The sequence below is a fragment of the Nocardia sp. NPDC004654 genome (assembly GCF_040609595.1).
Lineage (GTDB): Bacteria > Actinomycetota > Actinomycetes > Mycobacteriales > Mycobacteriaceae > Nocardia.
This window is the reverse complement of the sequence record NZ_JBEXKI010000002.1, coordinates 570527-583562: the sequence shown is the minus strand read 5'-3', so window position 1 is coordinate 583562 and position 13036 is coordinate 570527. Positions and strand designations below refer to the sequence as shown.

At 68.6% G+C, this 13036-nt stretch carries 13 protein-coding genes, 5 tRNA genes and 1 pseudogene; 13 read left to right on the top strand and 6 right to left on the bottom strand.

The annotated features are described in order from the left end of the window. Positions 1 to 92: 92 nt before the first annotated feature. A complete protein-coding gene (locus ABZV58_RS08500; protein WP_354999506.1) occupies positions 93 to 584 on the bottom strand; it encodes a CinA family protein in 492 nt (163 codons plus the stop codon). Then, positions 581 to 1252, bottom strand: coding sequence for a CDP-diacylglycerol--glycerol-3-phosphate 3-phosphatidyltransferase (gene pgsA, locus ABZV58_RS08495; RefSeq protein ID WP_354999505.1), 672 nt, complete (start codon positions 1250 to 1252; stop codon positions 581 to 583). Before pgsA ends, ABZV58_RS08500 begins: the two co-directional genes overlap by 4 nt. Before the next feature lie 143 nt (positions 1253 to 1395). On the opposite strand from pgsA, the gene ABZV58_RS08490 reads away from it, so the two are divergent. Together ABZV58_RS08490 and ABZV58_RS08485 are read left to right on the top strand one after the other, a co-directional pair. Then, complete coding sequence (locus ABZV58_RS08490; protein WP_354999504.1) at positions 1396 to 1962, top strand: amino-acid N-acetyltransferase; 567 nt, start codon at positions 1396 to 1398, stop codon at positions 1960 to 1962. Positions 1963 to 1988: 26 nt separating this feature from the next. After that, positions 1989 to 2273: a YciI family protein gene (locus ABZV58_RS08485; RefSeq protein WP_354999503.1), complete on the top strand. Its 285-nt coding sequence runs from the start codon at positions 1989 to 1991 to the stop codon at positions 2271 to 2273. A 69-nt stretch (positions 2274 to 2342) separates the two neighbouring features. On the opposite strand, the gene ABZV58_RS08480 is transcribed toward ABZV58_RS08485, so the two are convergent. Further along, a complete protein-coding gene (locus ABZV58_RS08480; protein ID WP_354999502.1) occupies positions 2343 to 3332 on the bottom strand; it encodes a TerC family protein in 990 nt (329 codons plus the stop codon). A 480-nt stretch (positions 3333 to 3812) separates the two neighbouring features. On the opposite strand from ABZV58_RS08480, the gene ABZV58_RS08475 reads away from it, so the two are divergent. From ABZV58_RS08475 to ABZV58_RS08435, 9 genes and pseudogenes are all read left to right on the top strand, one after another. Continuing rightward, a tRNA-Trp gene (locus tag ABZV58_RS08475) sits at positions 3813 to 3885 on the top strand. A 104-nt stretch (positions 3886 to 3989) separates the two neighbouring features. Beyond that, positions 3990 to 4063: transfer RNA gene (locus ABZV58_RS08470), tRNA-Leu, on the top strand. Positions 4064 to 4086: 23 nt separating this feature from the next. Then, positions 4087 to 4160, top strand: a tRNA-Arg gene (locus ABZV58_RS08465). A gap of 4 nt (positions 4161 to 4164) precedes the next feature. Then, positions 4165 to 4237: transfer RNA gene (locus tag ABZV58_RS08460), tRNA-Gln, on the top strand. A 6-nt stretch (positions 4238 to 4243) separates the two neighbouring features. Further along, a tRNA-Gln gene (locus ABZV58_RS08455) sits at positions 4244 to 4315 on the top strand. Between the two features lie 200 nt (positions 4316 to 4515). Beyond that, complete coding sequence (locus tag ABZV58_RS08450; RefSeq protein ID WP_354999501.1) at positions 4516 to 4665, top strand: hypothetical protein; 150 nt, start codon at positions 4516 to 4518, stop codon at positions 4663 to 4665. Between the two features lie 187 nt (positions 4666 to 4852). Further along, positions 4853 to 5272 (top strand): annotated as a pseudogene (locus ABZV58_RS08445) (class I SAM-dependent methyltransferase); the annotation flags it as partial. Between the two features lie 163 nt (positions 5273 to 5435). Beyond that, the gene (locus tag ABZV58_RS08440; protein ID WP_354999877.1) at positions 5436 to 5675 is read left to right on the top strand and encodes a hypothetical protein; all 240 of its coding nucleotides are present in this window, start codon (positions 5436 to 5438) and stop codon (positions 5673 to 5675) included. Between the two features lie 77 nt (positions 5676 to 5752). Then, positions 5753 to 6433, top strand: coding sequence for a GAP family protein (locus ABZV58_RS08435; RefSeq protein ID WP_354999500.1), 681 nt, complete (start codon positions 5753 to 5755; stop codon positions 6431 to 6433). 7 nt (positions 6434 to 6440) lie between these two features. Here the strand turns inward: ABZV58_RS08435 and ABZV58_RS08430 are convergent, their stop codons facing one another. Continuing rightward, entirely contained in the window at positions 6441 to 8798 is a 2358-nt protein-coding gene (locus tag ABZV58_RS08430) for a DNA translocase FtsK (protein ID WP_354999854.1), read from the bottom strand. A gap of 315 nt (positions 8799 to 9113) precedes the next feature. Next, entirely contained in the window at positions 9114 to 9737 is a 624-nt protein-coding gene (locus ABZV58_RS08425) for a TIGR03085 family metal-binding protein (RefSeq protein WP_354999499.1), read from the bottom strand. 103 nt (positions 9738 to 9840) lie between these two features. Between ABZV58_RS08425 and ABZV58_RS08420 the strand changes: the two genes are divergently transcribed. Both ABZV58_RS08420 and ABZV58_RS08415 read left to right on the top strand, forming a co-directional pair. Beyond that, positions 9841 to 10209: a DUF4189 domain-containing protein gene (locus ABZV58_RS08420; protein WP_354999498.1), complete on the top strand. Its 369-nt coding sequence runs from the start codon at positions 9841 to 9843 to the stop codon at positions 10207 to 10209. A gap of 59 nt (positions 10210 to 10268) precedes the next feature. After that, entirely contained in the window at positions 10269 to 10820 is a 552-nt protein-coding gene (locus tag ABZV58_RS08415) for a hypothetical protein (RefSeq protein WP_354999497.1), read from the top strand. Between the two features lie 56 nt (positions 10821 to 10876). Here the strand turns inward: ABZV58_RS08415 and ABZV58_RS08410 are convergent, their stop codons facing one another. Next, on the bottom strand, positions 10877 to 13006 hold the full coding sequence (locus tag ABZV58_RS08410) for an RNase J family beta-CASP ribonuclease (protein ID WP_354999496.1): 2130 nt from the start codon (positions 13004 to 13006) through the stop codon (positions 10877 to 10879). Between the last annotated feature and the right edge of the window lie 30 nt (positions 13007 to 13036).

Below are 13036 nucleotides of genomic sequence, written 5' to 3'. Positions count from 1 at the left end.
TGGCGAGCACCGTTCTTTCTGGCACAACGTCCGGGGGCGCCCGGTTGGTTCCCGGCGGGCGAACTCGTCACGCGAATCCACGCGCCACGCGCTCAGCCGCCCTGAACGCACCGAAGCAGTTCCCGCACCGCGCTCTCGGTCGCGGTGAGTCTGATGGTCCACCGGTCGCCGGACAGTTGCAACCGCATCACCTCGGTATGCCACGGACTGGACAGCCCGAGGAAGACGGTGCCGACGGCGTGACCATCCTGGTCGTCGGGTCCGGCGACGCCCGTCAGGCCGATTCCCCAGTCGGCGGCGCAGCGGGTACGCGCGCCGACGGCCAGCTGTTCGGCGGTGCTCGCCGCCACCGGGCCCTCGGCGGCGAGCAGATCCGCGCTGACACCGGCCAGGCTGCTCTTGAGATCGGTCGCGTACACCACGAGTCCGCCGCGTAGCACCTTGCTCGCGCCGGGCACTCCGGCGATGGTCGCGGCCACCAGCCCGGCGGTGAGGGATTCGGCGGTGGCCACGGTTCGGCCCACCGAGCCGAGGGCGCGCACCAGTTCCGCGGCGGGAACGGACGCGGTCAGCGGATCCGTCATGCCCCGCGCGCCCGGCCTCCCGCGAACCACACTCGCGCGGCCTGCCCGACGTAGTCCAGACCGGTGACGACCGTCAGCAGCACCGCCAGGTACATCAGCGCCATGCCCGCGGTCTCGAAGCCGCCGGACAACGGCAGCAGCAACACCGCGATGGCCAGCGACTGCACCAGCGTCTTCAGCTTGCCGCCTCGTCCCGCGGGAATCACCCCCCGCCGCACCACGAGCAGCCGCAGCAGCGTGACGCCGACCTCGCGCCCGCAGATCACCAGGGTGATCCACCAGGCCAGATCGCCGAGCACGGACAGTCCGATCAGCGCCGCGCCGATCAGTGCCTTGTCGGCGATCGGGTCCGCCAGCTTGCCGAAATCGGTGACCAAGCCGTATTTGCGCGCCAGCTGTCCGTCGAAGCGATCGGTGATGGCGGCGAGCCCGAACAGCGCCGCCGCGGCGATCCGCCACGCGGTCTCGTGTCCACCGCCCGCGAAGAGCGCGGCGACGAACAGCGGAACGATCGCGATGCGCGCCATGGTCAGCACGTTCGCGATGTTCATCAGCGGCACGGCGGTGTCGGCCGGAGTGGCCGCCAAGCCACCGGAACGCTCGGCTCCCTGACGCAGGACACCCGCGTCGGGCCAGCGACGATCGATCTCTTCCGGTTGCACGCTCATGCCCTCGCCTCGAGGGCGCGCGATCCGAGGACGGCCACGTCTCCATCCGGTTGCGCTACCCCGGCGCGATGCGGTGAGCGGAACGACAGGATGTGCGGCACATGTTCAGACTATCGGTAAGGGTGCCGACTACTGTGCACCCCATGACCTCTCGGGGACCACTAGGTGGTTCGACCAGCGACGCGAATACCAGCGCGGCCTCCGCCGTGCCCGGCTCCGGCCCGGTTGTGCGACGCGCCCGAACCTCGGACGTCCCCGAGATCAAACGCCTCGTCGACGTCTACGCGGGCCGCATCCTGCTGGAGAAGAACCTGGTCACCCTCTACGAGTCGGTCCAGGAGTTCTGGGTGGCCGAGGTGGACGGGCGCGTCGTCGGCTGCGGCGCCCTGCATGTGCTGTGGGCCGATCTCGGCGAGGTGCGCACCGTCGCGGTGCATCCCGACGCCAAAGGCACCGGGGTGGGCAAGCTCATCGTGCAGCGGCTCGTCGCGGTCGCCAGGGAACTGGAACTGCGCAGGCTGTTCGTGCTGACCTTCGAGGTGGAGTTCTTCGGCAGGCACGGCTTCGTCGAGATCGACGGAACGCCGGTGACCGCCGAGGTGTACGCCGAGATGTGCCGGTCCTACGACACCGGTGTCGCCGAGTTCCTCGACCTGAGTTATGTGAAGCCGAACACGCTCGGCAACACCCGCATGCTGCTGACCCTCTGAAGCGCCGACCGAGAAAGCGACACGCCGTGCCGATCTTCGCCGTCCACTACACCTACTCCGAGGCCACCGTTCCTGGCCGCGACACCCACCGTCCCGAGCACCGCGCCTGGTTGTCCGGGCTGGTCGAGGCGGGCACGCTGCTGTCGAGCGGGCCGTACCCGGACGGGTCGGGCGCGTTGCTGATCTTCCGAGCCGCGGACGAGGCGGCGCTGAAGGACCTGCTCGCGCAGGACCCCTTCGCGCGGGAGGCGCTCGTCGACTCGGTGCGCGCCGTGGAGTGGTCGCCCGTCATGGGCGCTTTCGCCGACTGATCGCACGACGCCGACCGATCGCACGACAGAGCCCCGCACCCGTGTCGAGGGTGCGGGGCTCTTCGCGGTCTACTCGGCGTCTTGGCGCGCCGCGCCCCGCGTCTTGACGAGGCTGGCGACGGTGGCCACGACCAGCACGCCGATGATCACGCCCAGCGAGACCGGGGTGGAGATCTCCGGCACGCTGACGTGTTCACCGCCGTTGACGAACGGCAGCGTGTTCTCGTGCAGCGCGTGCAGCACGAGCTTGATGCCGATGAACGCGAGGATCGCGGCAAGGCCGTAAGACAGGTACACCAACCGGTCCAGCAGGCCGCCGATCAGGAAGTACAGCTGGCGCAGGCCCATCAGCGCGAACGCGTTCGCGGTGAAGACCAGGTACGGCTCCTCGGTGAGGCCGTAGATCGCGGGGATGGAATCCAGCGCGAACAGCAGGTCGGCGAAGCCGATCGCGAGCAGCGCGAGCAGCAGCGGGGTGACCGCCCTGCGGCCGTCGACCCGGGTGACGAGCTTGTCGCCGTCGTACTCGTCGGTGGTCGGCAGCACCCGCTTCGCCAGCGCGACGATGCGGCTGTCGCGCTTCTCCTCGGCCTCCACCTCGTGCCCGCTCTCGCGCAGCAGCTTGACGGCTGTGTAGATCAGGAACGCGCCGAACAGGTAGAACACCCAGCTGAACGCGCTGATCGCGGCCGCGCCGACGGCGATGAACGCACCGCGCATGACCAGCGCGAGCACGATGCCGATGAGCAGCACCTTCTGCTGGTAGATCCGCGGCACGGCGAAGGTGGTCATGATGATCAGGAAGACGAACAGGTTGTCCACCGAGAGCGCCTTCTCGGTGACGAAACCGGCGAAGTACTCCCCGCCGAAGGTCGAGCCCCATCGCCAGGCGACGAAGCCGCCGAAGGCCAGGGCGAGACTGATGTAGACCGTCGACCAGAAGGCCGACTCGCGGAAGGTCGGTTCGTGCGGCGTGCGCACGTGAGCGAAGAAGTCGAAGACGAACAAGCCGAGGATCACCGCGATGGTGATCCCCCATTCCAGTGCGGTCACCTGCATGCTGCGGCCCGATCGGAGGCGGTAGTCATGACGGCCATCATGCCCGATTTGTCCGTTCTTGTCGGCTAGCGGGTCGGTTGCTGACCATCCTGTCACACTCCCGCGGCAGCCTCGGGCGCGCATAAGACGTGCGTCCAGCGCACCGGACACCGCGTCACAACGATTGCGAGCGCGTTGCGGCACCCTCCGAAATAATTCGCCCGACCAGTCTCGAAAAATCGGTTTCCCCAGGCGGATCGGGGTGTTAGCGTCGAAGACGACGAAGAACCGCTCCCGAAAACCCGAGAGGCACAGGCGATGACAGCGCGAACCCGGCAACAGCGACAGTGGTCGCTCGGCGCCGCGCGCCCGAACGCCGCCCTGCGCCTACTCGACGCCCACTGGATGCGCGTCCGGAGCGGTCCCTGAGTTCTCGACACCCGAGAACCTTTTCGAGGGGCCATTCCGCGGCGATCCGCCGGGAACGGCCCCTTTTCGTATGCGGGGGTAGCTCAACTGGTAGAGCACCGGTCTCCAAAACCGAAGGTCGGGGGTTCGACTCCCTCCCTCCGCGCCGTCCAACTTCATAGTGAACGGCAGCACACGCGAGCCGACTAACGATCTGCTCGCGCACTCGAAACTCCTGCTGCCACATGAGTTTCGGCCTCCGGGCCGCACTCCCTCGTAGCCCAACTGGTAGAGGCACCGGCATTAGGAGCCGGGAGTTGCGAGTTCGAATCTCGCCGGGGGAACTGGTTCGCATACCAGCGAACAAGCGTTTGTAGCTCAGCTGGAAAGAGCGCCTGCCTACGAAGCAGGAGGTCGGAGGTTCGAGTCCTCCCAAGCGCGCTGATGGGGCGTGGTGTAACCCGGCAGCACGGCGGACTCTGATTCCGTTGGTTCAGGTTCGAATCCTGGCGCCCCAGCATCGATGGAGTGTGGTGTAAGGGCAAGCATGGCGGATTTTGGTTCCACCGGTTCAGGTTCGAATCCTGGCACTCCAGTCCCGGCTCACGCAGGCTGGCCGCTGGGCTCTCATAAGGCCCGGTCGCGTTGGTTCGATTCCACGGTGAGCTACAGACGCGCTCGCGCGATCAGCGAAGAGGAAACCGGTTCGACGCCGACATAAGGGTCGGACAGTGCGGAAATCGTTGACCGGACTGATCGTCCGGCCCGGCGGGATCGCGCGGCACCGCATACCGCCGTGAAGCTGCTCGAGCAGCAGGATCCGGCCGAGGCGAACAACTTCCGCGACACCGTTCTCGTCGCCGTCGAAGCGGCCGCCCATAGCCAGCCCAGCCCGGCCGTGGCCGCGATGACCCGCAAGATCACCGCGGCCCTCGACGCCGCGTAACGGGTAAGCCCGACCATGCAGCTCGCGACGGGGTCCCGCCGGGACCCCGCCCGGGGTACGGCGTTCACCGAGACGAAGTCGAGGCCGTCGATGCCCCACCGAAGCATCGCGGGCTTTGGTTGCACCGATTCGGGGGTCGAAATATTCGGGTGCGGCGGGGCCGGTGGCCGTGCGACAGTCGGTGACTATGGCCGACGACTATCGCACCCTGAACAGGGCGAACTGGGATGAGCGGGCGCCGATGCATGCCGCGTCGCCGGACTATCGGGTGGCGCGGTTCGTGGCGGAGCCGGAGTTTCTCAGTGCGGTGGTGCGTTTCGATATGCCACTGCTCGGTGACGTGCGCGGGTTGCGCGGCGTGCACCTGCAATGTCACATCGGCACGGACACGATCTCGTTGGCTCGACTCGGCGCTCGGATGACCGGTCTCGACTTCAGCCCGGCGTCGCTGGCGCAGGCTCGCGAACTCGCGGAGCGAACAGGGGCCGACGTCGATTTCGTCGAAGCCGATGTCTACGAAGCGGTCTCGGCGCTCGGCAAGGAGCGATTCGATCTGGTGTTCACCGGTATCGGCGCGCTGTGCTGGCTGCCGAGCATCGAAAGGTGGGCGCGGACCGTGGCCGGGTTGCTGCGACCGGGCGGTCGCCTGTTCCTGCGTGAAGGCCATCCGATGCTGTGGACCGTCGACGAGTCCGTCACCGACCGATTGACCCTCGGCTACCCGTATTTCGAGACGCCCGAGCCGATGGTGTTCGCCGACGACAACCTACGTGGAGACCGACGGTCGCCTCGAGCAGACCACTACCCACGAGTGGAACCACGGCATCGGCGAGATCGTCTCGGCGCTGCTGGCCAACGGCCTCACACTCACCGGACTCACCGAACATCGCAGCGTCCCGTGGAATGCCCTGCCCGGCCGGATGACCTGCGACGAGCACGACGAGTGGCGGCTGATCGAGCATCCCGAGCGCGTCCCGCTCAGCTACACCTTGCGGGCGCGCAAGAGCTGAGACCCACAATCTGAGGGCGGACCCACGCCGCGAGGCCGATCGGGGCCACCAGATCCTCGCGTATGTTCGGTGTGGTCATGGTGACTCTGCTCTTGGCGCTGACCGGCTTCGCCTTCCTCGATTCGCTCGATCTGCTGCTCGTCGGCGTCACGGTGGCGATCGTGTACGACAGCAAGCTCGCGCGCCGGTCCCCGCTGCCGGGCGGACTGAGTTTCGTCGCGGGCGTGTTCGCGATGACCACCACGTTCGGGATCTGCGCCGTCCTCGGCATCACCTGGCTCACCTCGCTGCTCGGCTTCGAACTGACGCCGACCATCCGCTACTGGGGCGAACTGGTGGTGGGCGTGGTGCTGCTCGTGCTCGCCGTGCTGCCGTCCGGCGCCCGCCGCGACCCGCCCGCGTGGGCGACGAAAGCCCGGCGACGGCCCTGGGTGCTCGCACTGGTGGGCATCGCCATCGGATTCGCTCAGGCGCCGACGGCGGTGCCGTATCTCGCGGGCCTGGCCATGCTGTCCGCGCACGACCCGCTGCCGCCGCTGTGGCCCGCGATCATCGTCGCCTACTGCGCGGTCGCGCTACTGCCGCCCCTGCTGATCCTCGCCCTGTCCATGCGCGGCACCCCGCGGGCCCGCCGGGTGTATCGCGCGATCGTCCGCGTTCTGACCGAGTACGGACCGCTCTCGGTGCGAATCATCTTCGGCCTGTTGGGCGCCGCGCTGATCACCGACGCGCTCGTCCACCACGCCCATCTGTGGTGAGGGATCCCTACTCCTCGTCCTCGCCCGACTCCGCACCCCCGCCGCGAATCGACCACAGCAACCCCTCCAGCTCGTCCGGCTTGACGAGCACATCCCGCGCCTTGGACCCTTCGCTGGGACCGACCACCCCGCGGGTCTCCATGAGATCCATCAGGCGGCCCGCCTTGGCGAAGCCGACGCGCAGCTTGCGTTGCAGCATGGAGGTGGAACCGAATTGTGAGGTGACGACCAGTTCGATGGCCTGGAGCAGCACGTCGAGGTCGTCGCCGATGTCGGGGTCGACGTCCTTCTTCTCCCCGGCCTTCGCGGCGGTGACGCCCTCTTGGTACTCGGGCTCGGCCTGGTTCTTGGTGTAGTCGACGACGGCGTGGATTTCCTCGTCGCTGATGAACGCGCCTTGCAGGCGGGTGGGTTTGTTCGCGCCCATGGGCAGGAACAGTCCGTCGCCCATGCCGATCAGCTTCTCGGCGCCCGGCTGGTCCAGGATGACCCGGGAATCGGTGAGCGAGGACGTCGCGAACGCCAGGCGGGATGGCACGTTGGTCTTGATCAGACCGGTGACCACGTCCACCGACGGCCGCTGGGTCGCCAGCACCAGGTGGATGCCCGCGGCGCGCGCCTTCTGGGTGATGCGGACGATCGCGTCCTCTACGTCGCGCGGCGCGGTCATCATGAGGTCGGCGAGTTCGTCGACGATGGCGAGGATGTAGGGGTAGGGCCGATAGACCCGCTCGCTGCCCAGCGGCGCGGTGATCGCTCCCGACTTCACCTTCTTGTTGAAGTCGTCGATGTGGCGCACCTTGTTGGCCTGCATGTCCTGGTAGCGCTGCTCCATCTCCTCCACCAGCCAGGCCAGCGCGGCGGCGGCCTTCTTCGGCTGGGTGATGATGGGCGTGATCAGGTGCGGAATGCCCTCGTACGGGGTGAGTTCGACCATCTTGGGGTCGATCAGGATCATCCGCACCTCGTCGGGGGTGGCGCGCTGCAGCAGCGAGACCAGCATCGAGTTGACGAAGCTGGACTTACCCGATCCGGTGGAACCCGCGACAAGCAGATGCGGCATCTTCGCCAAATTGGCAGAGACGAATTCGCCCTCGATGTTCTTGCCCAGACCGATCACCAACGGGTGGTGGTCGTTTCGGGTGAACGGCGCTTTCAGCACGTCGGCCAGCCGCACCAGTTCGCGGTCGGAGTTGGGCACCTCGATGCCGACGGCGGACTTGCCGGGGATCGGCGCGAGCAGCCGAACATTCTCGGTGGCGACGGCGTAGGCGATGTTGCGGGCCAGCGCGGTGATCTTCTCGACCTTCACGCCCGGGCCGAGCTCCACCTCGTAGCGGGTGACCGTCGGGCCGCGCACGAATCCGGTAACCGCCGCGTCGATCTTGAACTGCACCAGCACCTCGGTGATCGCCTCGATCATCGATTCGTTGGCGGCGCTGCGCTTCTTGGGCGGGTCGCCGTCGGTGAGCAGGGTCAGCGGCGGCAGCGTGTAGTCGCCCTCGATCACTCGGTCCGCGACGAACTCGGGTTCCTTGGGCGGCGGCGGGGTCTGGTCCTGCACCTTCGGCGCCGCGCGCTTCTTCGGCTTGGGCGGTTCCGGCGGCGGTTCGGTGGCGATCGGCTTGGCATCGCGCAGCGGCGGCTCGCCCAGCGATTCGGTGACCGCGTCGGATCCGGCGAATTCGTCGGGTGGATAGTTCTCGACCGGGGTGCGGCCGCGGCGCCGAGACGCGGTGCGGTGCGCGGGGAAACCGTCGGCGTCGTACTCGGCGGGGTCGTAGTCGCGTCGCGGCTCGAAGTCGCCGTACTCGTCGCCGCCAGCGGCGGTGCCGAAGTATTCGCGCAGCCGCTGTGGCACCTCGCGGACCGTGGTCCCGGTGAGCAGCAGCACGCCGAAGACGATGGCGAGCAACAGGATCGGCACGGCCAGCCACGCGGTGAGCCCGCCGGCCAGCGGGCCGCCGATCACGTAGCCGACGAAGCCCGCGGCGCGGGAACGACCGTGCGCGTCGGTGGGCGCGCCCGCGGCGAGATGCCAGATACCGAGCAGCGGCAGGCCGACCAGCAGACCGCCGAGCACCAGCCGCGGCCGGATCTCGGGATGCGGTTCCGTGCGCATGAGGACGATCGCGATGCCGGTCGCGACGAACGGCAATGCGGCCGAGGCGGAACCGGACACGGCCCGGATCGCTTCTTCGACCCAGTGCCCGATCGGACCGCCCGCCGAGAGCCATACCGCGGCCGCGATGACGCCGCTCAGCGCGATCAGCGCGAGCGCGATGCCGTCGCGCCGGTGTCCGTGTTCGATCTCGCCCGCCCTGCTGAGCGTGCGGGTGGTGGCGCCGAGACCGCGGGCGAGCATGTTCCAGCCACTGGTGATGCCGCGGCCGAAGACGGCCAACGGCGCGGTGTCGGACTTGCGGCGAACGGGTCTGCGGGCCGGTGTGGCGCGCCCGCGCGGTGCGGAACCACCCCGGGGTGTGGTGGAACGAGACCGCGCCGTGGTGGTCCTCCCCCGGGCCGATCCCGCCCGCGCACGAGGTGTCGTGGTGCTGCGGGACTTACCTGCCATGGACCCAGGCTAGCCGCAAACGCCCCATCCAGACCATCCGCAACACCCGCATCGCGTGCCTCGAGCGCCCCGAAGCACTATCGGATGCCCCGCTCGAGCACCGGTTCAGACCGACCGGTCGAGTTTCAGCACGGCTTGCACGGCGTCCGGTTCGCCCGCGGTCTCGAGGCGCACCTTGTCGCGGCCGAACGCGTGCAGCACCAGCTCGGAGGGTTTGCCGGTGAGCGTCACCGCGGCGCCGTCGGCCGACTTCACTTCCGCCCTGCGCCCGTCGGGCGTCGCGAGCACCACCGGCACCGGGGATTTGCGATAGGCCATCTTGCCGACCCGGCGCGCCAGGTCCCACAGCTTGGACTCGTCGGCGTCGGCGAGTTCGCGTGGCTCCCAGTCCGATCCGGCGCGGCGCACGTCCTCGTGGTGGACGAACATCTCGCTCAGATTGATCGTCGCGTCCACCGGTTTCAGCGGCGACCACCAGGGCGGTCCGGTCCGCACGAGCTCGAGCAGCTCAGGAAACGGTTTGCGCGCCACGCGCTCCTGCACGGACTCGAGGTAGCCCGCGAACGGCTTCAACAGGATGCCGGGTGCGGCGTCGGGGCGGCGTTCCCGAACGATCAAGTGCGCCGCCAGATCTCGCACCGTCCACGTGCCGCAGAGGGTCGGCGCGTCCGGACCGGCGGCCGACATCGCGACGACCAGCGCCTGACGTTCCCGTTGTGCCATGCTCACGTGCCGACCTTATCCGACACCAGGACTGGCTTCCCGGATGGTTGCTAGGTAGCTTGTCACTGGTCCATAAGGGTCGTGGACTCTCAGTTCGAAGGGATTCACCTTGAAGAAGTTCTTCACCGCTGCCGCGGTCATCGTGGCAACGGTCGGTTCGATGCTGGCCACTACAGCACCGGCGCAGGCCGCGTACGGGTACTACGGCGCGATCGCCGTGTCGAGCGACGGCGCCTACGGCATCGCCAACAACTACGGAAGTTACAGCGCCGCAGAGGATGCCGCGGTCGAGGTCTGCGGGTACGGCTGCTCCACCCTGGTCTCCTGGACCAACGGCTGCGGCGTGCTCGCCAGCTCCAACACGCGCTGGAGCGCGTCGGCGCGGCCCAGCTACTCCGAGGCCCGCGCGGCGGCGATGTCGCGCCTGTCCGGCGGCTGGGTCGTCGACTGGCGTTGCACCGCGGGCTACTCGCTGTAAATCCGACACGTCGCGTCGTCCGCTTCGAGACCGCGACACCACTTCACCAGGGGAATATCGTGAAACACCGCTCCATTCGGGCCGCGGTCGCCGTCCTGCTGACCGCTTCGGCGTTCGCACTCGGCGCGTGCAGCTCCAGCAGTGACTCCTCCAGCACGGGCACGAGCACCTCGCCCGCGGGCAAGTTCGAGGAGGGCAAGAACGAGGACAAAGCGGTCGAGGGCAAGGCGCCCGCGACCACCACGGCGCCGAACCTGCCCAAGCCGGCCGCCTCGCTGCTCAACGAGCGCATCAACCGCGCGTTCGATCCGTCGGTGAGCTCCGAGGAGAAGATCAGCTGGATTCAGGACGCCGAGCGCGATCCGCAGCTGGTCGACAAGCTGGTCGACGCGGCCAAGCGCAACAAGGTGACCGTCGAGATCACCAATGTGCAGGACCCCAAGGACGGCAAGCTCAAGGCCGACGCGAAGGTCACCATCGACGGGCAGCCGGTGGAGAACGCGTTCGTCGAGTTCGTCGCCGAGGGTAGCGACTGGAAGGTCTCCCACCAGTTCACCTGCAACATCGTGCGCTCGGCGAAGCTGGACTCGGCGGCCTGCCAGGCTCAGTAGACCGGAAACGAAAAGCGCCGGAAGACAATGTCTTCCGGCGCTTTCGCGTTTCGGGATCAGACGGCGATGACGGTGGGCACGATCATCGGACGACGGCGGTAGGCCTCGGCGACCCAGCGCCCGACCACCCGGCGCACGCCCTGGGCGATGCGGTGGGTGTCGGTGACGCCCTCGCCCGCCAGCCGCAGCAGCTCGGCCTCGACGAGTTCCGCGGCGGCGGCCAGCGCGGTCGGGTCGTCGGAGAAGCCGCGACCGCTCAGCTCCGGCGTGCTCACGGCCTTGCCGGTGGTCTCGTCGATGGCGACGGTGATGCTGATGAAACCGCCCTCGCCGAGCACCAGACGATCCGACAGCGTGGACTCGCCGACGTCGCCGACCGACAGGCCGTCGACGTAGACGTGGCCGACCGGCACCCGGCCGACGATGGACGCGATGCCGTCCACCAGATCGACCACCACACCGTCCTCGGCGAGCACCACCCGGTCCTCGGGGACGCCGGTGGCCACCGCGAGCGCGGCGTTGGCTCGCAGGTGCCGCCATTCGCCGTGCACCGGCATGGCGTTGGTGGGCCGGACGGCGTTGTACAGGTACAGCAGCTCGCCCGCGGAGGCGTGTCCGGAGACGTGCACCTTGGCGTTCTGCTGGGTGATGACCGTCGCGCCCAGCCTCGACAGCCCGTTGACCACGGCGAACACCGAGTTCTCGTTGCCGGGGATCAGCGAGGAGGCCAGCACCACCAGATCGTCGGCGCGGATGTGGATCTGCCGGTGATCGCCGCGCGCCATCCGGGACAGCGCCGAGAGCGGTTCGCCCTGCGAGCCGGTGGAGATGAGCACCAGCCGGTCGCCGGGCAGGGTCGCGGCCACGTCGAGGTCGACGACCACGCCGTCGGGCACCGTGAGGTAGCCGAGGTCCTGGGCGATCTGCATGTTGCGGACCATCGAGCGACCGACGAAACAGATTCGGCGACCGTACTTCTGGGCCACGTCGACGACCTGCTGGATGCGGTGCACGTGACTGGCGAAGGACGCCACGATCACGCGGTTGCGCGCCTTGCCGATCACGTTGTCCAGCACGCCGCCGATCTCGCGTTCGGGCGTGACGAAACCGGGCACCTCGGCGTTGGTGGAGTCGACCAGGAACAGGTCCACTCCCTCGTCGCCGAGCCGGGAGAAACCGGCCAGGTCGGTGAGCCGTCCGTCCAGCGGCAGCTGGTCCAGCTTGATGTCGCCGGTGTGCAGCGCGACGCCCGCCGGGGTGCGGATGGCGACCGCGATCGCGTCCGGAATCGAGTGGTTGACCGCGAAGTACTCGCACTCGAACGGACCGTGGATGGTGGTCTCGCCCTCGACGACCTCCATGAGCTTGGGGTGCAGCCGGTGCTCGCGGCACTTCGCGGCCACCAGCGCGAGGGTGAACTTGGCGCCGATGACCGGGATGTCGCCGCGCATGCGCAGCAGGAACGGCACCGCGCCGATGTGGTCCTCGTGACCGTGGGTGAGCACGATCGCGACGACGTCGTCCATCCGGTCCTCGATGGGACGGAAGTCGGGCAGGATCAAGTCGACGCCGGGCTGTTGATCCTCGGGGAAGAGCACGCCGCAGTCGACGATGAGCAGCTTGCCGCCGTACTCGAAAACGGTCATGTTGCGGCCGATCTCGCCGATACCGCCGAGCGCGAAGACGCGCAGACCGTTCTTGGGCAGCTTCGGCGGAGTGCCGAGCCGGTCCTGCGCCGCCACCACGGGCGTCGGGGCGGGCGGCTGTTCGCCGCGGCGGCCCTGGCGACCGCGGCCGGATCTGCGGCTCTGGCCGTTCTGCCGTGCTTGCTCCGGCTGCCGTTCCTGCGGGGCCTGCGATCTCTTGGCCTTGTCGGACCTTCTGCCCGACTCCGCACGCGGGGATTCGGCGGGCTCGGGCCGCTGTGGGGTTTCGGCCCGGCGCTGGGCGGCGGTCTCCGGCTGCGCGGCGACTTCAGGTTGCGTGGAGACCTCGGGCTGCGCCGGGGTCTGCGGCTGCGCTGCGGTCTCGGGCTGCGCGGCGGTCTCGGGCTGCGCTGCGGTCTCGGGCTGCGCGGCCACCGGTTCGGCGGCGGGTCTTTCGGTGCGTTCCCGTTCGACGGGAGCGGGTTCGGGCGCGCCCGCGGGGCGGGACGCGGTGCGACGGGGGCGGCGCGGAGTCGTCATGCCGACACCTCCTGTGCTGCGGCGGATTGG

Coding starts and splice junctions, on each gene's coding strand:
- ABZV58_RS08500 (WP_354999506.1), bottom strand. CDS start 584: ATGACGGATCCGCTGACCGCGTCCGTTCCCGCCGCGGAACTGGTGCGC.
- pgsA (WP_354999505.1), bottom strand. CDS start 1,252: ATGAGCGTGCAACCGGAAGAGATCGATCGTCGCTGGCCCGACGCGGGT.
- ABZV58_RS08490 (WP_354999504.1), top strand. CDS start 1,396: ATGACCTCTCGGGGACCACTAGGTGGTTCGACCAGCGACGCGAATACC.
- ABZV58_RS08480 (WP_354999502.1), bottom strand. CDS start 3,332: ATGCAGGTGACCGCACTGGAATGGGGGATCACCATCGCGGTGATCCTC.
- ABZV58_RS08435 (WP_354999500.1), top strand. CDS start 5,753: ATGGTGACTCTGCTCTTGGCGCTGACCGGCTTCGCCTTCCTCGATTCG.
- ABZV58_RS08430 (WP_354999854.1), bottom strand. CDS start 8,798: ATGCTCGCCCGCGGTCTCGGCGCCACCACCCGCACGCTCAGCAGGGCG.
- ABZV58_RS08410 (WP_354999496.1), bottom strand. CDS start 13,006: ATGACGACTCCGCGCCGCCCCCGTCGCACCGCGTCCCGCCCCGCGGGC.